Origin of the sequence: Maribacter sp. Hel_I_7 (assembly GCF_000688315.1) — a bacterium.
Lineage (GTDB): Bacteria > Bacteroidota > Bacteroidia > Flavobacteriales > Flavobacteriaceae > Maribacter > Maribacter stanieri.
Window position 1 is genome coordinate 2,026,544 of record NZ_JHZW01000002.1, and the last position, 22,098, is coordinate 2,048,641.

At 32.4% G+C, this 22,098-nt stretch carries 16 protein-coding genes and 1 tRNA gene; 6 read left to right on the top strand and 11 right to left on the bottom strand.

Annotation, left to right across the window (positions count from 1 at the left end):
* Positions 1-253 precede the first annotated feature (253 nt).
* From P178_RS0110335 to P178_RS0110350, 4 genes are all read left to right on the top strand, one after another.
* On the top strand, positions 254-3,265 hold the full coding sequence (locus P178_RS0110335; RefSeq protein WP_027066156.1) for a type I restriction endonuclease subunit R: 3,012 nt from the start codon (positions 254-256) through the stop codon (positions 3,263-3,265).
* Positions 3,258-5,216, top strand: a complete 1,959-nt coding sequence (locus P178_RS0110340; protein ID WP_027066157.1) for an AAA family ATPase — start codon at positions 3,258-3,260, stop codon at positions 5,214-5,216. The genes P178_RS0110335 and P178_RS0110340 overlap by 8 nt, the downstream gene beginning before the upstream one ends.
* Entirely contained in the window at positions 5,203-6,051 is an 849-nt protein-coding gene (locus P178_RS21810) for a hypothetical protein (RefSeq protein ID WP_051638237.1), read from the top strand. Before P178_RS0110340 ends, P178_RS21810 begins: the two co-directional genes overlap by 14 nt.
* A 201-nt stretch (positions 6,052-6,252) precedes the next feature.
* The gene (locus P178_RS0110350; protein WP_027066158.1) at positions 6,253-6,552 is read left to right on the top strand and encodes a hypothetical protein; all 300 of its coding nucleotides are present in this window, start codon (positions 6,253-6,255) and stop codon (positions 6,550-6,552) included.
* Positions 6,553-6,573: 21 nt separating this feature from the next.
* On the opposite strand, the gene P178_RS0110355 is transcribed toward P178_RS0110350, so the two are convergent.
* Complete coding sequence (locus tag P178_RS0110355) at positions 6,574-7,743, bottom strand: CHASE2 domain-containing protein (RefSeq protein ID WP_027066159.1); 1,170 nt, start codon at positions 7,741-7,743, stop codon at positions 6,574-6,576.
* Positions 7,744-7,746: 3 nt separating this feature from the next.
* On the bottom strand, positions 7,747-8,493 hold the full coding sequence (locus P178_RS0110360) for a hypothetical protein (protein ID WP_155941611.1): 747 nt from the start codon (positions 8,491-8,493) through the stop codon (positions 7,747-7,749).
* A 122-nt stretch (positions 8,494-8,615) separates the two neighbouring features.
* Between P178_RS0110360 and P178_RS0110365 the strand changes: the two genes are divergently transcribed.
* A complete protein-coding gene (locus P178_RS0110365) occupies positions 8,616-11,750 on the top strand; it encodes a CHAT domain-containing protein (protein WP_027066161.1) in 3,135 nt (1,044 codons plus the stop codon).
* A 47-nt stretch (positions 11,751-11,797) separates the two neighbouring features.
* Here the strand turns inward: P178_RS0110365 and P178_RS0110370 are convergent, their stop codons facing one another.
* The 9 genes from P178_RS0110370 to P178_RS0110405 form a co-directional block, all read right to left on the bottom strand.
* Complete coding sequence (locus P178_RS0110370; protein ID WP_027066162.1) at positions 11,798-12,655, bottom strand: DUF6371 domain-containing protein; 858 nt, start codon at positions 12,653-12,655, stop codon at positions 11,798-11,800.
* Positions 12,656-12,715: 60 nt separating this feature from the next.
* Positions 12,716-12,898, bottom strand: a complete 183-nt coding sequence (locus P178_RS0110375) for a hypothetical protein (RefSeq protein WP_027066163.1) — start codon at positions 12,896-12,898, stop codon at positions 12,716-12,718.
* Between the two features lie 3 nt (positions 12,899-12,901).
* Positions 12,902-13,951 carry an AAA family ATPase gene (locus P178_RS0110380; protein ID WP_036146050.1) on the bottom strand — a complete coding sequence of 350 codons (1,050 nt, stop codon included), beginning with the start codon at positions 13,949-13,951 and terminating at the stop codon, positions 12,902-12,904.
* Positions 13,948-14,508, bottom strand: coding sequence for a hypothetical protein (locus tag P178_RS0110385; protein ID WP_155941612.1), 561 nt, complete (start codon positions 14,506-14,508; stop codon positions 13,948-13,950). The genes P178_RS0110380 and P178_RS0110385 overlap by 4 nt, the downstream gene beginning before the upstream one ends.
* 102 nt (positions 14,509-14,610) lie before the next feature.
* Positions 14,611-15,540, bottom strand: coding sequence for a hypothetical protein (locus tag P178_RS0110390; protein ID WP_027066166.1), 930 nt, complete (start codon positions 15,538-15,540; stop codon positions 14,611-14,613).
* Entirely contained in the window at positions 15,541-16,329 is a 789-nt protein-coding gene (locus tag P178_RS23540; RefSeq protein WP_410477202.1) for a tyrosine-type recombinase/integrase, read from the bottom strand. It lies immediately after the preceding gene.
* A 128-nt stretch (positions 16,330-16,457) separates the two neighbouring features.
* Positions 16,458-16,913 (bottom strand): hypothetical protein, encoded by a 456-nt coding sequence (locus tag P178_RS23545; RefSeq protein ID WP_231500524.1) that lies wholly within the window; start codon positions 16,911-16,913, stop codon positions 16,458-16,460.
* 15 nt (positions 16,914-16,928) lie between these two features.
* A tRNA-Met gene (locus tag P178_RS0110400) sits at positions 16,929-17,001 on the bottom strand.
* A 261-nt stretch (positions 17,002-17,262) separates the two neighbouring features.
* Positions 17,263-21,048 (bottom strand): hypothetical protein, encoded by a 3,786-nt coding sequence (locus P178_RS0110405; protein ID WP_027066167.1) that lies wholly within the window; start codon positions 21,046-21,048, stop codon positions 17,263-17,265.
* A gap of 166 nt (positions 21,049-21,214) precedes the next feature.
* On the opposite strand from P178_RS0110405, the gene P178_RS0110410 reads away from it, so the two are divergent.
* Positions 21,215-22,093 (top strand): HEPN domain-containing protein, encoded by an 879-nt coding sequence (locus P178_RS0110410; RefSeq protein WP_027066168.1) that lies wholly within the window; start codon positions 21,215-21,217, stop codon positions 22,091-22,093.
* Positions 22,094-22,098: the final 5 nt, after the last annotated feature.

Consider the following 22,098-nt stretch of genomic DNA (forward strand, 5'->3'; position numbering starts at 1 on the left):
TAACTAAGGTAGAAGTTGAATGACGAGGAAAGAGAGAAACTTAAAAAGTTGATAAGAGGGTAATACCTACAGTATCTAAGAGAGAAACTAAACAAGATATAGAAGTAGAAACTAAGTAAGAAGTTAATAGAGAAACTTACAAAGTAACTAAGGAGGTAACTAAGGTAGTAACTAAGTTAGAAGTTGAATGAAGAGGAAGGAGAGAAACTGAATAGACAACTTAAAAGGGTAACATAAATAAGAAGATTAGAATATGGCTAAAGGAATACATACAGAACTAACTTTTGAAGAAGCTATAGAAGTATCATTATTAGAAGATGGTGGTTATGTTAAAGGACATTCTAGAGACTTTAATACTCAGTTAGGTTTATTTCCTGTTTATATTACAGACTTTCTTAAAGATTCTCAACCTAAAGCATGGGATAAGTTAAGTAACATTCATAAAGAAGAGGTAGAAGATAAAGTAATTCAAAGATTAATAAGGGAATTAGATTTAAGAGGCACACTTGATGTTGTTAGAAACGGATTTACCGATTATGGAGTAAAGTTTAAAATGGGCTTTTTTAAGCCTGAGACAACACTCAATGAAGATGATGAGCTGTTGTATAGTAAGAATCATTTAAGCGTAACAAGACAACTGTATTATGAGCGAAAAGGCAACAATTCTTTAGATATGGTTTTAAGTCTTAACGGCTTACCAGTTTCAACAATAGAGTTAAAAAATCAATTTTCGGGTCAGAATGTTACCAATGCAAAAAAGCAATATGTGTTTGACCGTGAACCTAATGAGCCTATTTTTTCCTTTAAGAAAAGAGCCTTGGTTCACTTTGCAGTTGATACAGATGAGTGTTTTATGACCACTAAATTAAGTGGTAAGTCAACAAGATACCTTCCTTTCAATTTAGGCTATAATAACGGAGCAGGTAACCCAATCAATAAGGAAGGGTATAGGACAGATTATCTCTGGAAGTATGTTTGGGCAAAAGACAGCTTTTTAGATATTATAGGAAAGTTTCTACACTTAAAAATAGAAGACTTTGAACTTAATGGAGTAAGTAAGAAAAAAGAAACATTAATTTTTCCCCGCTACCACCAATTAGATGTAGTTCGTAAGTTGACTACGGATGCAAAAGCGAAGGGTGCAGGTACAAATTATTTAATTCAACATTCAGCAGGTTCTGGTAAATCCAATTCCATTGCATGGTTGTCTTACAGATTGTCTAGTCTTCATAATGCTGAAAACAATAGGATTTTTGATTCCGTAATTGTTATCACCGATAGGAAAGTTTTAGATAGTCAATTACAAAATACTATTTACCAGTTTGAACACAAACAGGGAGTTGTTCAAAAAATAGATAAAAATTCTCAACAGTTAGCAGACTCTTTAATGGCAGGGTCAAACATTGTAATTACTACCCTTCAAAAATTTCCTTTTATTTTAGATAAGATAGGAGAGTTGCCAAATAGAAAGTATGCTGTCATAATAGATGAGGCACATTCTTCACAAGGAGGAGAAGCATCAAAAAAAATGAAAGAAGTGCTATCTGCTAAAACCTTAGAAGAAGCACAAGATTTAGAATTAGATTCAGGCTTAGATGAAGATGCAGAAGATGAGATTAGAAAGTCAATGGAAGCGAGAGGTAAGCAACATAATTTAAGTTTCTTTGCATTCACAGCAACCCCAAAAGCTAAGACAGTAGAAGTATTTGGTTCTAAAGGGACAAATGATATTCCAAAGCCTTTTCATTTATATAGTATGAAACAAGCTATTGAAGAAGGTTTTATTTTAGATGTACTTCAAAATTACACGACCTATAAGACCTATTTTAAACTATCCAAGGAAATAGAAGAAGACCCCAAAGTAAATAAAAAACAAGCTTCAAGAGCTATAGGAAGGTTCTTGTCATTGCACCCACATAATTTGGCTCAAAAAACTGAGGTGATAATTGAGCATTTTAAACAAATAGTATCCAAAAAGATTGGTGGCAAAGCTAAAGCAATGGTTGTAACAGGTTCTAGGCTTCATGCGGTACGTTACAAAGAAGAGTTTGACAAATACATAAAAGATAAAGGTTATACAGATATTAAAACCGTAGTAGCATTTTCTGGTAAAGTAATTTATGATACTTACCCAGAAGGAGTAACAGAAGTAGAACTGAATGGTTTTAAAGAAAAAGAGTTACCCAAAAAGTTTTCTAGTAATGAGTATCAGCTACTTTTAGTTGCAGATAAATACCAGACAGGTTTTGACCAGCCACTATTGCATACAATGTATGTAGATAAAAAATTATCTGGGGTTAAGTGTGTGCAAACCTTATCTAGGTTAAATAGAATGCATGCAGGTAAAGAAGATACTTTTATTTTAGATTTTACAAACGAAGTTGAGGACATTGTAAATTCTTTTCAGCCCTATTATGAGCTAACCACTATAGAAACCAATACAAACCCAAACCATTTATACGATTTAAAAGGAGAGATAGAAAAAGCTCAAATAATTTGGGAGTCAGAGGTGGATAATTTTTGTAATGTGTATTTCAAGTCCATGAGTGTGCTGAATGTAAAACAGCAAGGTAAGTTAAATGCATTTGTAGACCCTGCTGTTGAACGGTTTAAACAACTACCAGAGGAAGACTCTAAAGATGATGTAATAGGAACAGAAGTAACACAAGATAATTTTAAGCATGCTTTACAGACTTTTACAAGAACCTACTCTTTTTTAACTCAAATAATGCCTTTTGCAGATGTTGACCTAGAAAAGCTCTTTACCTATAGTAGATTTTTATTAAAAAAACTACCAAGAAAAAGTCAGCAAGACAGATTTAAGTTAGGTGATGAAGTTTCATTAGAGTACTATAGACTACAACAAATTGCAGAACAAAATTTAGTACTAGAAAGTCAAGGGGAGTATGGTTTAGATGGTATTTCTGAATCTGGGATTAGAGCTACTAAAGAGGAAAAAGAAGCTTTGTCGGAAATTGTTAATGTATTAAACAAAAGATTTGGTACTGAGTTCGCAGAGGCTGATAAACTTTTCTTTGACCAGATTGAAGAAGAGTTGGTTGCAGATGGCAAGCTATCAGAACAAGCTCAGAGTAATACTCTTGACAACTTTAAATTTGGTTTCGAAGATGCTTTTATGGATAAGCTAATTGGACGTATGGAGCAGAACCAAGACATCTTTAGTAAGATGATGGATGATAAAGATTTTGGTGCTTTAGTGAAGAATTACATGCTTAAGAAGGTTTATAAACGATTGAATGAATAAAGGTTTAAAACTCGAAATACTAAGAGAACTATTAACTCAGCAATCACCATTCTATTATCGTGAAGATGGGGATATTATGGAGTTTCTGTTATCCATTTGGGATTTAAGAGCAATGCCGGATACAGATGGAAGATATAAAGATGCATATGGTGATATTATTCAACATATAATTAATAATGATGATTGGGATTATGAGTACTTATTTATAGAAAGATTAAATCTACTTGAAAGCAATGATATTTTTATAAAATTCTTAAATAGAATAATTCATCCTGATACACGAGGTGACGAAAAAAGTATAATGGCATACTATTACCTTTTGCAACCTTATTTGAAGAGGGCTGATTTAGGTTTTAAACGTAAGGCATTTAAATCGAATGAATTACCAATATATGAAGTTGAACAATACGAAGAAAATAGTATAAGTACATTTGGTTTAAAAGATAATTCAATTCCATTTATAGTTGATTTTAGACCCAACGGGCATTCAAACCGAATAAAATCTCATAGGAGAATCAATAAATTTCCTTGTTTTGTTTTAGCTTTTAATTACGGATGGAATGATTATAAAATAAAATCCACATTTCATTTGTTCTTTCATAGAGACAATATTCAAGCTTACCATGTTGGGGAGGTTAAAATTATTCATGAAAGTGCGACTAATGCTTCTGAGGTTGTTCCTGCTGAATTTACAAATCTAACTTCTGATTTCTGCTCACTTGGTCAGAGTAGTCAATATTATAAAACTTTAAAGGAGTTGTTTCCTAAAGAATTTGAAGATATTTTGTGGGCGTTAAGAGATTCAGCCTTTTTCTTGGAAAATAGAGAGCGTTTTGAACAAAATTCCAATTTTAAAAATTCTTTAATTAGGGAAAATACAGCAGAGCGATTACTTAGAGAAGCGAAATATTTACTATATGATTATGATTTAGAGAATCTATATTCCTTCTCGTATAAATTCAATCCTAAGTTCGCAGAAAATAATTTGAACGTAGATTTTAATTTTAAAGATAGTGATTTTGCCTATGATAGAATTTATGGGATAATAGGTAAGAATGGTACAGGAAAAACACAATTAATCACATCTCTTCCATTAGATATTTCTAAAAAAAATGATACAATTTTTAAGCCAAAAGCACCACTATTTAGTAAGGTGATTGCTGTCTCTTACAGTTCGTTTGATAGCTTTGAACTACCTAGAAACAATGCAAAATTTAATTATAATTATTGTGGGCTTAGGAATGAGGATAATAAGCTTTTAACGGAAGAAGAACTTCTTTTAAGGTTTCATGAAACTCGATTAGATATTGAAAAATTAGGTAGAATCGGTCAATGGATTGATACTTTAAAGAATTTTATTGACAAGGATTCATTATCTCAATTTATGGGCTTCGAAATGGAACATTCTGAGACTACCGATAAGGTGTTTACGTTCGATATCGAAGCGTTTAGTAAGGTGGTGAAACATCTGAGTTCTGGACAAAGTATTATTCTATTTATAATTACTGAGTTAATTGCAAAAATACGTTTTGATTCATTGATTCTATATGATGAACCAGAAACACACTTGCATCCAAATGCCATTTCTCAATTAGTAAATACGATTTATCATTTAGTTCATCAATTCAAGTCTTACTGTATAATAACAACTCATTCACCATTAATCATTCAAGAAATTATTTCTAAAAATGTATATGTTGTTGAAAGGGAGGGGTATTATTCTTCGATACGAAGGATTGGAATTGAGTCTTTTGGGGAAAATTTATCGATTTTGAGCGAAGAGGTGTTCGGAAATCGAGAGATACCCAAACAATATCAAATCATACTGAAAGAAATGGTAGATTCAAGATTGACTTATGAACAGATAAAAGAGCGTCTAGAGTATGGTCAAATCCCGTTAAGTATTAATGCAAGTATTTATCTTAAAAGTTTATTAAATGACCAATCTTAGAGTTTCCAATGAAGACCCAGATGACTTTTTTGATAGGGTGTTAGCATCTAAAAAGAATTCTCCCAAAGATGTTAATTATAAATCAAGAGTTAATACATACAAACCAAATATTAGACTTCATTTTGCTGATTACAATCATAGGTTTATTAGTGGAAGTTTAGGGACTACACCCCCACAAGGTTATGTTGACCCGGTAAAGAAAGATTTATTAAGACTTTATAAGTATGACACGCCTTTGTTGCAAAAATTAAAGGTTGAAGTAACTACTTCATCTAAAGATAGAGTAATTAATACTTGCCAAAATTGTACAATAAATGCTGTAAATAGTTTAGACCATATTCTACCTAAAGAAGAGCTAAGTGAATTTTCTGTACATCCCAAAAATTTATTTCCCTCTTGTATGGAATGCAATGGAAAGAAAAATAGGTATTGGCAAGATGGAGGACAATTATTGTTTCTTAATTTATATACTGATACTCTCCCTAATCTTCAATTTCTATTTGTGTCAGTTAGTTTTGCTGATGGATTACCTGCGGTTAATTTTACAATAGCAAATCCAAATGGAATAGACCCATTGCTATACTCAATTATTGAAACTCATTACACTAGATTGGGTCTTTTACGGAGATTTGAAATGAATACAAATGAAGTAATAACAAACATCGAACATCAAATTTTGGTAAGTAAAGGGAGACTCGCTAGGCAGGATATTATTGATATAATAATCGAATATAATAATTTAAACAGAAGTACACTTGGGTTTAATCACTGGAAAAGCCTATTATCTATTGAATTAACCAATTGTCAGCCATACATGGATGCACTATTTTCGTGAATAATATAGTAGGTAGATTAAAAGAATTTCATTAGTTTTTTTGAGATACAAACTAGCTATAACTTTGAAAATGAAAGTGTTATTCCAAAACAAAAAAGATGATTTAGGTTGTTGGATATACCGAACGCAACACGATAAGATATAGTGTTTTCTTAAGTTAAAAAACTATCCTAAACTTGCACGAAACTAAATAGTTGCAAAATGGATGGAAAATTTATTTATAATGTCGAATATCATAAAAAAGGTAAGCCTAATGGAAAACGTTCATTACATGTTATTGCAGATGATTATGAAGAAGTTCTTTGGACACATGTATTGAAAATGCTCTGTGAGAAAGTTCATGGTCATGATTTTCTTTTTATCGCTTTAAAAGAGAAAGATGTCATCCGCAATAAGTCTAACAATATTATCGCTGAATATACGGTGACCTTTAGAGATAGAATAGATACTACTTATATTGTTAATATGGAAGTGATAGGGGAAAGGGGTATTCTAAAGTAATAAGGGTTTTAAGTAAATTGATTATTTCAATTTTTCTTTTTTTCTAAAAATGGATTTATTCTTCACTACAAGCCTTTCAAGAAAAAAGAAAATAGTAACTAAAGTCAAGCTAATGTTATTACCAAAAATTAAATACACTAAAATTGATACTATTGTAAATACAAGAAAATAGGTTACAGAAGTTAAAAGGAAATTAGAGACAGGATATTTTAGCAGTCTGTTTTTAAAATTATTTTCTTTTTTGATAATTAAAAAAGAAAAGAAGAAAAATATAAACCAAAGACAGATAATTAAAAGTATAGTTATAGTATTTGCACCTTTTTCTAGGCTTAAGAATGTATTTATTAAAATTAAAGAACCAGGTATTTCCCCGTAAATTGTTGAATGAATATCTGTCTCGTAGTTACCAATCACTAAAATTTTATTCTTAATTATAGACCTGTAAAATTCTAAATCAGCACTGGTAAAGTCATCTTTAATAAAATCACTTAAATTGTATAAGCTATATTTCTTAGAATAGAGATCATAATTACTTACCTCTATATTTGGAACGAAGTCATTTAAAACCAATTGCCCATCTAAAAAACCTACAGGACCATAAGAAGTATAATTTACGTTGTTTAAATCTTCATACATTTTAAGTGGTAAAGATTTACCATTTATACTGTTGTTAAAGAGTTTGTATTTAAAGAATATATCTCCAGCTTTAGTTATTGTTCCCAACCCTAAATTTAAATACCTAAAGTCTACTAGGGTTTTGTTCAGGGAATCTTTCCTAGGTAAGATGACGTTTTTTAATTTATTTAAATTATCACTTAATTTTCTGTCATACATAGATTTGTCCTCAAAAAAGATATCAAATACCACATATTTATAACTATTTTCTTGCTGGAGTAACTGGGTAAACTTAATTAGTTTATTTCTATCAGTAATTACTGTATTTCCATTTGAAAACCCATGTTCATCTAAATTATCGACAATCATGTTGTCATAATGGGTGTTAATGAAAACTATATCTTTTAGGTTAGGTTCATTTTTAAACAAAAAATCATTTACAATTGGTCCATAGAAAAAAGCTTTATTGTCTTGGCCGGGCAGAACGTAGATAGTTTGGGCTATGAAAAATAGAATAATTGCAACAGTTGCATTAATCAAACTAAATCTAGCATGTTTTTTATTGAAGTATTTCAATTTTTAATGATTTAAATTGAAATCATTCCCATAAACACTTTTTAAATGACGATTAACTTTATTTTCAATATCCACCTCTCCTAACTCTTTAAGCCATTTAGTATAAATTTCAATTTCTTGTTTAATTTGTTTGATACTTATACTCTGAAAGTATAGATTATTTAATTCAATAAATGTGTCAGTGTTAGAATCATAATAAGAAAGTTTTATTTGCTGTGGTAAAAGCTTGTATTTACCTATGTTGTTGAATGTTTCAGGTTTTATTTCTAGGTATCCTTCCTGACCAATACTTAATTTTCTAGTGTAATTTTTTCTAGACAAGCTATATGAAATTTGATAAAATGAATCGCTAGAAGAAGGTGCTTTAGAAATTTTCATTCTCTTCACCTTTTTCAATGTCCAGTTATCAAAAAATAAAAATTGAGTATTTTGCTCAAATCCCCTTGTGCCAGTGTAATCTTTAAATGGAAGAATGTTTCTTTCAAAATAGTAAATTAATTTGCCTGACGGCTTAGAATCTGCCATATTTTGAAACAATACGACTCTTGCTTTTGAATTACTTAACAATAATGCTTTATCATGTTTGCTTGAAAAATGAAAAGTTGGATTACCGCTAATAATATCATCAGGTTTAATACTTTGGTTTAATGAATCTGTGGTTATAGTGCCGAAGACTTGCATAACTCTGAATTTCTCTTGCGAAGAGACAAGTAATGTCCCTAATAGATAAAAACAAAAAAATATTCTCATAAAGCAACTTTTGTATTGTTTATAAATCTAATGAATTGATTTTCAATATAAAAAATAACTTTCTTTAATAAGTATTAATTATTTTTAATTGGTTTTTATTCTAATAATTTAATTATTCCATTTTGAGCTACTTATTTAAGTATAAAATTATTTTTTTTATTACTGTTTTTGCTATTACGTCTATTAAAGGACAGGATCATTATCTTTTTTCTGAAGAGCATAAGGCTATTCGTAATGTTAGAAATAGTCTTGATAACGAAGATTTAAGCAAACCGTTAGAAAGGATTACAGCTATACACCAAAAACTAATTGATACTGACAATCTACAAAATCCGAACGTTTTTGGTAATTATATGGCTGCGGTCAAAGTGAAAATTAGAATATATAAAAAAAGAAAAGAATTTCTAAAATTATATGAATTTCAATATTTAGAAGCAGAAAGAATCAAGCCATATAAAAAGTATAGTGATCAACACTCAGACTATTATTTTAGACAAAAGATAGATGCTGCCGATAATTATATTGAAGCAATGGATGAATCCTTTGAGTCTAAAAAAAAATCGACACAAAGGCTAACTGCTCTTAAAAATGAATTCAAGAGAACATATTTCGATGACAAAGAGTTGCAAAATAATTTACAAGAATATATTTACTTCCAATATTTTGCTAATAAGTTAAGTATGGTAAATGCCATGAAAACAGAGACGGTTGAAGATTTACAAAAAGTAAAAATGAGATTAAATGGTCTTTTAGGAGAACTTAAGATAACTAAAGAATTTGAAGAAAAAGATTCTGCTATTGAAAGAATTAAGTCATTAATAGGTTTAAATAAAATTTTGTTAAATCAGAAAATGCTTCAAAATGGTGAGTTTCAATCCTATGTGAAAGAATCCAATAATTCCAGAATAGCCCCTAATACGGAGCGAAATATTGATTTTTTTGAGAAGCAGTTTACTAATAATCTAAATTTATATACAACAGGAATGCTTAAGACGCAAATCAATAAACAAACGAGATTGCAGGAAGTAATTAAAAATTATGGCTTCGATGAGTCAGATCCTGAAAAATATAATAAACTAAGTTATCAGATTTATAAGTTTAATTTCTATAATTATCTTGCACTTAGGGATTATGACAATGCCCTGAAGTCCATAAATGAAGCAAATGTTTATTATCCTAAATTAAGTAAACTCGTTCAAAAAGAGGTTGAAAATCACTCTTATTATAGTAATTTATCAATGTTGTACTCTTCTCAAAACAAATTTGAATTAGCATTAGAATACTCCTTAAAAGCTATTGAAGATAAAGTTACAGATGATAGTTTCGATTACATTACTGTTGCTGAAATATATTATAAACTAAATGATTTTGAAAAAGCTGTTGAGTGGCAATTAAAGTATTTAAAATTTTTAAATGAGTCTAAATCTGGCGAGTATAATTATATGTTTTCTTTGGCCTATTTTCAATTATCTGTCTATTTGGCGGCTAATAAACAATATTCAGAAGCTAAAAAGTATCTTGATTTAACACAAATGGAGGAAAAAGAGGGATACTTCAAAATATATAATTTATATAAACTAGCTGAAAGTGCATTTGTTAATTTTCATAGAAAAGATTTTAATGAAGCTGATAATGATATGTTAGCGTTTGCTAAAAAGTTTGAACTACCCTATTTTGAATTATTATTGGGGTTGGATGAAGAGACACGAGAGTTAAGCTACAAGAATGAAAAGTATAATCCCGATTTATTATTCTATTTTTTGTCCAAACGTAAAGATCCATCAAAACCCCTGGTTGGTTTTGGGTATAATTATGCCTTAATGACAAAACAACTATTGCTTAACACTTCAAATACAATAAGAAACAATGCTTCTTTAGATAAAATTCCAGAATTACGAGATATAAATTCTAAATGGACAAAAGTCAAAGAAGAGTTAAAAAAAATAAATGTAACTAATCGAGATTCATTAATGGATTTGTCTAGGGTATATGAAAAAGAACTTGTTTTAAGAGGTAAAAATTCAATTTTAGAGAGCTATAATAGGTCAAGGGTAGATTGGAAAGATGTTAAAAACAGTCTTAAACAAAAAGATGTCGCAATAGAATTTGTAAACTTTATGCCTAGTGAAGTGAATAGAAAAGAAAGTTATTATGGAGCTTTTGTTTTAAGAAAAGACTTAGAGTTTCCCATTTATATTAACTTGTTTGAAGAATCTCAATTGAATGATTTAATAAGTCCTATCGTTAAAAAAAACAATCATCCTGCTAGCGTAATTAAGGATTTATATGAAGTCAATGGTAATAAAATATATAATTTAATTTGGAAGCAGTTAGAAACCCATTTGCAAGGAGTCGAGGATGTTTATTTTTCACCTACAGGTATAATCCATAATGTAGCTTTAGCAGCATTACCAAACAATGACAATATGTTTCTAGGTGAGAAATTCATATTACATCAATTAACTAGTACCAAAGAAGTGATTTCTTATAATGAAATTAGTAGTATCGAGTCGTCAATTTTGTTTGGTGATATTACTTATGAAATAGATAAATTGAATAATTCTACCATGAGCAATTCTGGCTTGAGAAGTGGGGATTTTGATTATTTAACTGGTACAAAGAATGAAATTGAAAATATTAATGAAATTTTAATTTCTAATAGTATAAATACCCTCACTTATGAAAATGACAAGGCAACGGAAAGTAATTTTATTTCTGCACTTACAAGTAAGCCAAGTATAATGCATATTGCGACTCATGCATTTTATTTAAAACCTTTAACAGATGAATACTTTATGACTAACATGCTAGGTTTTGCTAAATTTCAAGAAGATAACGATCCTATGAACCGTTCAGGATTAGCCATGTCTGGAGCTAATTATTTTTGGAGAAATGGTGAAAACATTGGTGATAATTTGGAGGATGGTATTTTAACTGCAAATGAATTGTCTAATTTAAATATGAATGATGTTGAATTAATTGTTATGTCTGCTTGTGAAACTGGGCTAGGTGAATCAAATGCAAATGAAGGAGTTTTCGGAATACAGAGAGGGCTTAAAATGGCAGGAGTAGATAATATGTTGGTGTCACTTTGGAAAGTAGATGATAAAATCACTAGCGAGTATATGGTTAGTTTTTATGAAAATTTAGTTCAAAATGAGATGAGCATAAGTGATTCATATTTAGCTACACAGGAAACCTTTAAAAAAAAATATAAGAATCCATATTATTGGGCAGCTTTTGTCTTAATTAAGTAAGTTTCTTAGAGTATTTACAGGTAATTATAGCTGAAAGTTTAAAGCAACTATTTCATAATAAAATCAGCTAAATCAAATCCATCTATGTAATTTGTATTTTCGATTAAACTACTGCATTTAAGATTATAGCCTAAATCTATTAAACTTTTCATTTTATCACCCCACACTAATAATTCTGATTTATCAGGAAATAGGATTATTTTAAAATTCTTTATTGGATTAAGTAGCTCATGTTTTAGATTGGTTTTTGAACCGGTAGCCATCCAATGATAATTCGGTAATATCATACTCATGATAATTGCAGTCTTTTCTGATTCTACGATGCAAATAGTATTCTTTTGAGTGTGCTCTAAAATTAAATGAAGACCAAAAAGACATTGTTGTAATACAAAAGATTCAATTTGTAATACTTTGTGCATCCAATTTACATGAGGAAATGGTTTTTTAACTCTATTGCCTGTATCACAGTCATATAACATTACTTTTCCAGTGTGTATTTTATGGTGATTGTCTATTTGCCAGAAAATTGTAGCACCATTCCATATATCAGTAGTGCCTATGTAATACATTTCTATAGTTTGTATTACATCCTCTTCTGGAAAATGTTCCAATAAATAATTTACGAAGTTGTTGTCGTCATATTTATTACAATATGATTCGATAACCTTTTCACTTAAATATGAAGGATTTAACGTCTGAATATTTTGAAATGGAGCTATTATAGATTTGTTGCCAGATGGTTGATTAAAGTAGCCGCAATTGCTTTCACGATCACATCTACCGTATTTGGAACTAAGGTAGTTGCCTGTTTCGCTATCCACGTAATACACCAATGTTTTTTTAGTGCAATTTGGGCAACGAAATTTTTTACTTGATTTATCTAATGTGTACTTATATGAATTCATAATGTTTTGGTGATTCGTACCATCGTACCTTTCTAAGATGGTACGATGGTACGAATTGAATTATTTGATGTGATATTTTAATAAATCTTGTAGTGCATCTTCAACAGTATAGTCAGGTCGTTTTTTACGCACTTTCTTTGTCGTTTTAGTTTCCTTAAAATCTGCTTTGAGCATATTGTATAGCAGTGCATATTCCTCAGAGGAAAGTGCTTTGGCTATTGTATATACGTCAGAAGCTTTCATCTTTTAGATTGCAAGCTTTTTAAGCCTTTTTCTTATTGCACCTTCGCTTACGTTCAATTTATCGGCTATTGCAACCTTAGATAGTCCTTCCTTGACAAGGCTAATCATTTCGGCATCTCTATCCTCTAATGTGTTAGTTGTTATTTGTCTAAGGTGGTTTGATTCAGAATCAAAAAATCGAAATCGAAATCCCAGGAAATTATAATCTTTCTCCAATAAGCATATTATAACGTTATTGGTATGATACAAATGCTCGGTATTCCGCTGTTTAATTTGTTTTAAATATCTGGAATTAGGGTCTTCGGTACTTTTGCCAATTGCAAATGCACTATCGCAAAAATTACTTAACATTTTACTTCCGGCTAAGTCATTAACGCTAATAGCTTTAGATTCATCACGTTTAGGGGTATGTGCCAAAACCATCACAGAAACATTTTGTTGCTTTGATATTATTTTTAGTTGCTTCATGAGTTCTAAAGCATTTTTAGCCTTTTCGTTATCATTTTGCAAAAAAGTTAGGTTGTCGATGATTACAACCTTTGCCTTATGTTTCTCAATAATCCCGTTTAATTTCGCAATTAGGTAATCCTCAGGACCTTTATATGGTTTAGGAATATCCAACATTGGATTAATTTCAGCTCTAAGAAAATTGGAGTGGAATATAAAATGATCTTTATAGTCAATGGAGTACCTTTTTTCAAACTGTTTATCAGAAAGTTCGAAATCTAAATACAACACTTTTTGGGGTTGCGCTTCTAATTTGAAATTTTTAATTGGAACACCGGAACTAATGCTTTGGGCAATTTGAACCGCTAAAATTGATTTGCCAACATTGGTGTCAGCATATAGAATACAAACTTCATTTTCATACCATAATTCACTGAAAAGCATGTTTGGTATAGGACGGTTTTTTGCTTCATCCATCCATACATTAACGGGCTTTATAATTAGGCATTCCTTAGCTGATTCCTTTTTAATTAAATCTGTTTCTAAGCTTTGAATATCTGATTGAATTATGTGCTTTATTGTGTTGGTGTTGTTTTTTGAATTCATAGCACAGGAATTTCAAGTGACCATATTTCGTTCATCAACTTGTAGTAGTCAAAGGAAAGATGATTACCGTGTACAGGGAATTCAAACTTTTTACCTTCATAATCTGGTTCCAGTAAGAACCTGTTCAAGTCCCCTAGAACTTTTAAAAATTCCAATTTTAACTCATTAGAGAAGGAACTTTCTGAAAGTACTTTTTCAATTTTCAGTTTGAATGAACTGAGAACGTTTTTTGGATTATTATCCTGCGGATGCATCTGTCTGCAAAATAGCCAAACGAGAAGAGATGTAAACTCATATGATTTTTCGTAAGGATTCTCAAAGGATGCTTCATGGTCGTCAATAGAATCGTCAATATAATTTTCATCTTCTTCATCTAGGTAAGAAGAATCTAAATTATTCAGGTCATCTATGTGATTTATGAGAATGTTTCTAGAATAATTTGACAAAGTAGTGTCATATAATTCCGCTTGTTCTAGTAGTGAATTTTTGAGGGTTTCACTAGCCCTAATATTTATAGTTATATCCATTATACTTGAACTTTTATGTTCGAGTTGCAAGATTTATGTTTTTAACTATGTGTAAAAGGTGATAATTAGGGTGAAACTAGGGTGAATTAGGGTGAATTTGACCTAATTAGGGTGAGCTGAAAATTTTAACACTTATTTATTGTAATTACTCCATTCTAGATTCAATGTTTCCATTCTCTTTATGTGATTTTTATTTGTTGGGTCAGCGAGTTTTAACTCGGCTGAAATTGGGAGAAATAAGTCGTTTATCATATTACGAAATGTTTTCTCTGTTCCTGAAAACAATTCAAGTTCTTTTAAAAAGAATAATAGGCTTACTAAATCAGAACGTTTGCTTTTTTCTAGAGTTTTAATCTGATGATTCATAAATTTAAAGACTTCGAAAGAAAACGATGGGTTGTCAATGTTTTGATATTTTTCAAATAAGCCCGCATTTTCATCAAAATAGATATCAGTCTCAAAATCATATAAGTTATTCAGTTCTAGCAAAATTTCAAGATTTCCTTCGAATAAAATAATGTTCTGTAAGTATTTATTGGAATCATATAAGGAAACATTGAAAAATTCTTCGTCCCCTGTCAAATATGCTAGGACAATCTCTCTTTCTTCTGATAATACTGATGAATAATACTCTCGTTCTAACTTTAAAAGTTCGAATCTGCTTTTTAATGAATTCGATTTAATGTTTAAATTATTATAAATATTATTGAAATTATCTAGCGCTACTTTTCTGGCTTTCTTGTTTTTTTTTCCAAATATTGAGTCATTAAAATTTTTAAAGAACGTTAAAGAAATGACTTTCAAATAGGATATATATCTATCTAGTAAATAATTGTAAATAAGTTTTTGAAGCTTGGTACTACAGATGTAAATTAAATCCTCTTGTTTAAATTGAAAAGTAAAATTATACTCGCCTGGAACCTTTAAGTTTTTAGTGGGCATACTGGTAGCGGATAGTTTTGTAGTAAAATATCCTTTTTCGTGTAGATACTGGTTTTGAGTATCTTCATTCCAATCACTGAATTCTGGTTGCGTTACAATTCCGAAATTTTTATAAACCATTTATTTTAAATATTTTGAATAGTCTTTTGGCAGGCTTGCATCAATTTCTCTCAAATAATCTTCCAACGCCTTTATGGTGCTGTGACCGGTAATATGCATAAGTTTGCCTTTAGCTTCATTCGGACTAAATTCTTTTTCAAATTCTCTATATAGTTTACTTATATATGTATGTCTAAAACTATACATGGTGTAATCTTCTCCTAAGTCAAAATGCTCTTTGACCTTTTTAAATCGCTTAGTAAAGTAATCTCTTCTACTTGATTCTTTTGCATCCCATGTCCCACCTAATGAGTTCTTATTGAATAGATAGCCATTTTTATCAAATGAAGAAATATCGGGCATCTCGTCTAACATCATTTGTGGGATTAATTTTTCTTTAAGGGATTGGTTCTTTGCTTTTACAGAAAGTTGTTTGTTAATTAAATCAATATCTTTAATTTTTAGTCGGCATACTTCAATCGGTCTTAGAAAATTAAAGCAAAGGAATTGTATGAATAGACGTAACACCTTTTCATTCTCAATTAAATAGAAGTCTATTTTTTCTAATAGTTGAGGGGAATAGCTTTTATGCCGAGTTGGTATGGCTCGTAATTTATTTATATTTTTTACATAATTGGATTCTATGATTTCATTATTCTCTAAGGTTTGGAACAATGAAGCTATATCAGTTCGTGAATTATTCCTTGTTCTTGGGCTAGTATCTTGTAATACATCGTTCAAGTATTGTATTACAGTTGTTTTGGTAATTGAAGTTATAGCATGCTTTGGTGTAATACCGTTAGCGGTCAACCATTTCTGAAAACGTGATATTTTACTCTTGTATTTTTTAAATGAATCTTCTCCTAATACCTTTTCTTTGATTTTGAGAGCTGTGCTAAAAGCATCTTCGATACTGATGGACTGTTCTGGGGTTGGTGTTACCTTTTGTATGACAGGTTTTTGAATCGTAGGTGTTTTTCCTTACCTCTATTCTCTAGGTATTTTTTAAGGTTTCCATTATCACCGTATGGATCGAACCCTTCTTGTAAAATAATTTCTATTGCTAGCTTAATCTGTTTTAGAATGTGGTATCTGCTAGTTTTATCTTTGTACCTATTGGCACCCAACTTTAGATTTGTCTGTTTGACAAGTTTTCCTGTTTTTGGATTTCTAAATCGATAGTATACATACCAATCTTTTAGAAGTGCGGTCTTTTGCTCCTTTCTTGTCAGTTTTGACCATTGGGTAATATCGACTCCACCTGTATAGATTTTGGGGTCGGAATAGTTCAGTTTCATGCGTAAAACGTGTACGTTTTCGTGTACGTTAAGTAAAAGTACGGAAATAGAAGACATAAAAAAACGGTTTGTGCGTACACAAACCGTTGTTTTCATTGACCTAAGTCTTAGTAGCGGGGACTGGACTCGAACCAGCGACCTTCGGGTTATGAGCCCGACGAGCTACCTACTGCTCTATCCCGCGGTTTTATAACTCTTTAATTAACAGCGAGTTAATAATCGCTTAAATTTCATTAACTACATACAAAGTATGCGGTTTTATATGCGGTAAAAGTATCATAAAAAAGTTTTGTTTCAAAAGATTCGTATGGATATTTCAGAAAAAAATATAACAACCTTCACTTGTGGGTAATCATGGCGACATGATTTTACACATTAATTTAACTTCAGACAAAGTTCGGTTTACCCCTCTGAAAAGGAGGATTCCTAAAATGCATAATTTGGATTAATACTCCAATTTATCTCTTTCAGCACGATCATCCATTCTTTTTGCATCTATCAAATATCCTTTTGATAACCTTTGAAGTATTGCTGCAACATTCGGATATTTTGATTTTATCCTTAAAGCTAATTTTTCAAAATACATAGCTTTATCACGTTCTATGTCGCCACCTTCAAAGGCACCCCTCGAGGAAAAACTTCTCTTGTTGCTGGTAGCACTTGAAAAATTCCTTTTTAAGCTATCCGTGTTTATTCGCTCGATAATTTCGCAGATTTCATCGGGTGGCCATTCTATACCAGTTTCCGGATACTGAGCCAGACTTTGCCCTATTTTTGCATCAGCTACCTCGATACGATCCGCTTTCTTGGCCAAATCTCTTACGCGATCGATCCAGCTCAACATTTTATCCTTAGCAATGGTTCCATCTGTTTCAACCCCAGGAATACCTTTCCATGAGCTTAAAAGCTGATAGGCTTGTTTTGCACGCTCCTGAATATCCGGATCCGAAGTATCTTTTGCTTCGGCCTCTGTTTTATCATTATCTTTCGGCCTATAAGCCCACTTTAACAATTCAATAAAGAAATCTGGGTTTTCAGAGAGTTCTTTATGAAGAATTTTTGGACTTCTATGGGCACCATATCTTGCCAATACAGGAAGGTACAACCATTCTAAGTTTATGAGCTTTTGGTGCTCAACATCGTTCCTTGCATCAAGAACCTCGAAAATTTTGGAGAGTTCATATTCCCTGAAATTGACTTTTTCATTCGCCTTGACTAACGCCGTTTTCTCTAATAGTTCAACCAACAAATCCGATGGGATGTCCTCGAAAATTGTATGTCCACTATTGATGATTGTAAAAAATCTTTTGAAATATATCAGCCGGTTTGTACCGTATATTTTTTCTTTTTGGCTTAAATTATGAAATCTAGGTAACATGTTGACCCAATATTTTTCGACTAATTCGTTGTTAGTGTTATCTATGAACTCCCAAAGTTCTTTCGATTGATCCAATGGTATGAACAAATGCGCTAACTGTTCATCGCTAAAATCTCCTTTTATTTGTTCATAAAATTCCAAAAGCCACTCAAAACCATTCTCATGAACTTTAAAGTATATATAACTGTGGACAAACCATTCTTCAAAATCTCCTGTTTTCAGAAGTTTTAGTACTGTCAGCACAGATCCATGGTTATCCGTTATATGAGCCAATGCCTTGCCAAAACTCCATTTCTCCTTAACGTCGGAAGCTAATTCAAGAGTTTTACCAATGCCCAATTCCTTCAGAATAGCCATCAAACCTTTTTCTCTTTCTTCGTCAATTTTTATTTCCTGTGTTTTATAGCGATCGACCGCTGCATCGTTGACATCTTTAAAGCCCTCTGGAAAATGGGGCCAGTGGTCATTAAAAAGCCATAGGTGTTTTTTGACGGTATTTTGAGGCTCTAGTTTTTTATAGAGGGCTTCATAATCAGCCAATACTTCTTCCGGCAACGCCCAATCGGTTTCGGGGTATGACCGATGATGGTTTAGGATTTCCCTAATCGCATCCCACGTAACAAATTTGTTCCGTTTCAAATCTGCAATACTCTGATTCGCCAATTCTATAATTTTAACCCTATCAGGCGGGGAAAGTTTTACAGAATTTTTTATCAGCTCGGACAATCTGTCATCGGAGTTGTCAAAAATTGAAATAAGTAAATCAACGACAGTGGAATATGTGCCAAAGATTTCATCATAGGTGTACGTAAGATTGACATTCTCGGCAAACAAACGCCATCTCATTTTGTGAGTGGGCTGTGCAACACCCAAGCTATCTGGCAGCATACTCAATAATAGTACCCAACCTAATTCTTTTTCCTCAAATACCGCCCTTTTCAAAACATCCATTCTTTCGGAAAAATCAGCTAGGGTCTGATAGTGCCATGGCTTATAAATTTCAGCAAGGCTATTGGTAGGTCGATTGGATAAATTTCCACCGGGATCCAATTTGGATAACTTTAATAATAGAACGGTTGTTTCATACAAGTATTCAGGAGCCCAAGCCAATCCCTCCAATGCCCATAACAAACCGGTATGATTACTATTCTTATACAAGAACCCTTCATGCTCCTCGAATATTTCCATTATTGGGGGCGGGTCCATAGACAGGGATTTATCGACCGAATTAAGGAAAACCTCTGGGGAAGCTTCCGAAATTAGTGGTAATTCATGATCCAACGATATCCAAAGTTTTCCGTCCGCATCATTAAGCAATTGACTTAGTAGTCCATCCACCCAATCTTGTGGCATGGCAAGTTGGGGAATTTTAAGACTTTTCCCAAAATGTGCTATCAGTATCAAAGACTGTATCAAGCCTTCTCGCGCCCAACCAGAAAATTTTTTCTCTCGACTTAAATATTGCACTTCAGAAAATAACGGATTAGCATCCTCTATATCGGGATTTCCATTTTGAAAAGCCTGTAGAAAGCACTGCCCTAAAAGTTTTAAGTCTTCTTCCTGTAGTACAGGTGCCAATTGCGTCCATGCATCCAGCGGAGAGAGGAGCCTCCAAGTTTCGCCTATTTGAATTATCGGGGACTCATCGATATCCCTCCAGTATGCTATGACTTTAATATAGTCGGCATAGGTCTGACCCGATAGTTGTTCCAGAAGCTCCCTATCTCCAAGGTGGTTTTCGTTCCATCTGCCGAGCAGTAGTGCTGGTACTATATCTCGGATATCTTCCTTATTTAGCCACTTTGCGGACAAATGTGGAAAACCTATCAATCTTTTTAGAATTGTAATGTTGCGACCTGATTCCCTAGAATACTTTACTGCATCCTCCCTTGATAGGCCCATATCAATTAGACTAGCTACTTGCCCATCTTTTTCAATCGTTGGTAGCACAATGGTATCTTGATTGAAGGAATCATCCCCTCCAAGCGGAACAAGCACGTGATGACCTTTGGCTATTGCCGCATAGAGGGGTTGGGTGTCTTCAAATCTTGGAATTAGGTTGAGAGCTGTCGTGTTAATGCGAATACCTCTATAATTTCCTTCAGTATCGACCAATAGGGTTTTAGAAAAGAATCTCTCGTTCAGTGGCTGATCAAATTGTTTCGCACAAGCAATAATGAAGGCAATCGCTTCTCCTTTGGTCGAAGCTTTAACACCTTTAATTGCAGGACGGTCATTTAGAAAATTTGCCAATAATTCCATTTCCTTTTGCCGTCCCGAGGTAACCGTCTCAGGAGGTAGAATTCCAGCCGGTCCCGAAGACCATTCCTCCCAATATTCATCAGCCGTAACAATACCGTCCATAGGGTATTTTCCGATGTAACTTGAGAACCATCTGGCAACCGCCATAGTTGAATCCAACCATTGTGCTAAATCAGAAGAATCGTATACCCTTATATCTTTCCATTTCTTTTCGGCAATCTTTTCCTGTCTCCATTTCTCTTTGAACTTCCAAAATCTTGGTGTTACAAAAACAAAAGTGGATTGACCTATGTCATAACCCAAGGGATCGGCAGTTCGTTTAGTATATTCTTTTTCTGCTTTGCCCTTGACATTTGAATCTGTCCCAAACTCCCATAATGAAATTCCATCGGGAACATGGTTTCCACAACCCGAACATTTTACAACTCCGTCCCAACCCCCAACGGTCACAGCACTTCCGAACGGAATATCAACGAAAGTCGTATTCGGTGTAGAAGCCCTTGTCAAACGCAACATCAAGTAGGGCAGATAGCCCATGGAATCATAGGTGTCTGCCCAGTTTTCTAGATCTTTTCTATCTATTAATTGCATTCGCCAATATTTTTTCGCAATAGTAAATCTCAATGACCATTGAAAAATGGCAGGAACTTATCATTTACTATTAGTAAATTTAAGAAAGTATATTGGCATGCCGGTTTATGTTTTACAAACTGATTGAAATATCAATATTATTATTCACGCAACACGTACATCCCTTATGAGAATAGCTGTTAATACTTGGCTAAATATTGCCGATAAAGATTTGGAATCTGCCTCCATACTGCATCAAAAAGGACATTTTAGAAACTCTTATTTCCTGTTCCAGCAGGCAAGTGAGAAAGCCAATAAAGCGGCGGCTCTTTTCTCCGGCGATTTTACAGAAAAGGAAGTCGAGGAGGCCTCCCACAATCAATTTAAAATCCCCAGAAAAATTATGGTGCGAAAAGAAGAAAAAATGAAGGCTGCAATAGAGCTTCTTGAACTCTATCCAATGCCAAAAGATTTAGAGCATTTTTCTAATGAGGGTTTTGCCAGATACTACAAATCAATTTCGGATGGTATTCGTGTCATAGACAGTTTGAAAAATTACGATTTGGTTAATTTTACATTGGAAGACCTCGATGACTATCTAGAATTGCTAAAAGGGTTAAAAACTATAGAATATAAGTTTCCGGAAAATAGTAATTCAACACTTAAATCGCACTTGCAAGCCATGGCAAAATACTTTGGCCAATTTGGAACGGTAGATGCTTTAGAAGCAGAAAAGGAAATTATGGATTTGCTTGCGGATAAAAATAAATCGCAAAGCTTTTTTCAAGATATAATACATCGTTTAATACCAATTCAATTTGATTCTATATTTATAGATTATACGTTGTACTTCTGTGCTCTATTGACCATTCAACATAGTTCTATGACAAGATATCCCAACAACGGAATCAATCCAGAGAGCATTTACATCAAAGAACTACCGATTGTACAGAAACAATTGGATTTTATGGAATTGTTAAAGGAGGCGATACTTCGATTGGAGAAAATGAATGCGAATAAACAAGTGTTACAAAACTTGTTTTCGAACCTTAAAACTACTCAATAATAGAA

Bases quoted from the DNA above. Each gene is read 5' to 3' on its own strand.
- P178_RS0110335 (WP_027066156.1), top strand. From the start codon at position 254: ATGGCTAAAGGAATACATACAGAACTAACTTTTGAAGAAGCTATAGAA.
- P178_RS0110340 (WP_027066157.1), top strand. From the start codon at position 3,258: ATGAATAAAGGTTTAAAACTCGAAATACTAAGAGAACTATTAACTCAG.
- P178_RS21810 (WP_051638237.1), top strand. From the start codon at position 5,203: ATGACCAATCTTAGAGTTTCCAATGAAGACCCAGATGACTTTTTTGAT.
- P178_RS0110350 (WP_027066158.1), top strand. From the start codon at position 6,253: ATGGATGGAAAATTTATTTATAATGTCGAATATCATAAAAAAGGTAAG.
- P178_RS0110360 (WP_155941611.1), bottom strand. From the start codon at position 8,493: ATGAGAATATTTTTTTGTTTTTATCTATTAGGGACATTACTTGTCTCT.
- P178_RS0110370 (WP_027066162.1), bottom strand. From the start codon at position 12,655: ATGAATTCATATAAGTACACATTAGATAAATCAAGTAAAAAATTTCGT.
- P178_RS0110375 (WP_027066163.1), bottom strand. From the start codon at position 12,898: ATGAAAGCTTCTGACGTATATACAATAGCCAAAGCACTTTCCTCTGAG.
- P178_RS0110380 (WP_036146050.1), bottom strand. From the start codon at position 13,951: ATGAATTCAAAAAACAACACCAACACAATAAAGCACATAATTCAATCA.
- P178_RS0110390 (WP_027066166.1), bottom strand. From the start codon at position 15,540: ATGGTTTATAAAAATTTCGGAATTGTAACGCAACCAGAATTCAGTGAT.
- P178_RS23545 (WP_231500524.1), bottom strand. From the start codon at position 16,913: ATGAAAACAACGGTTTGTGTACGCACAAACCGTTTTTTTATGTCTTCT.
- P178_RS0110405 (WP_027066167.1), bottom strand. From the start codon at position 21,048: ATGCAATTAATAGATAGAAAAGATCTAGAAAACTGGGCAGACACCTAT.
- P178_RS0110410 (WP_027066168.1), top strand. From the start codon at position 21,215: ATGAGAATAGCTGTTAATACTTGGCTAAATATTGCCGATAAAGATTTG.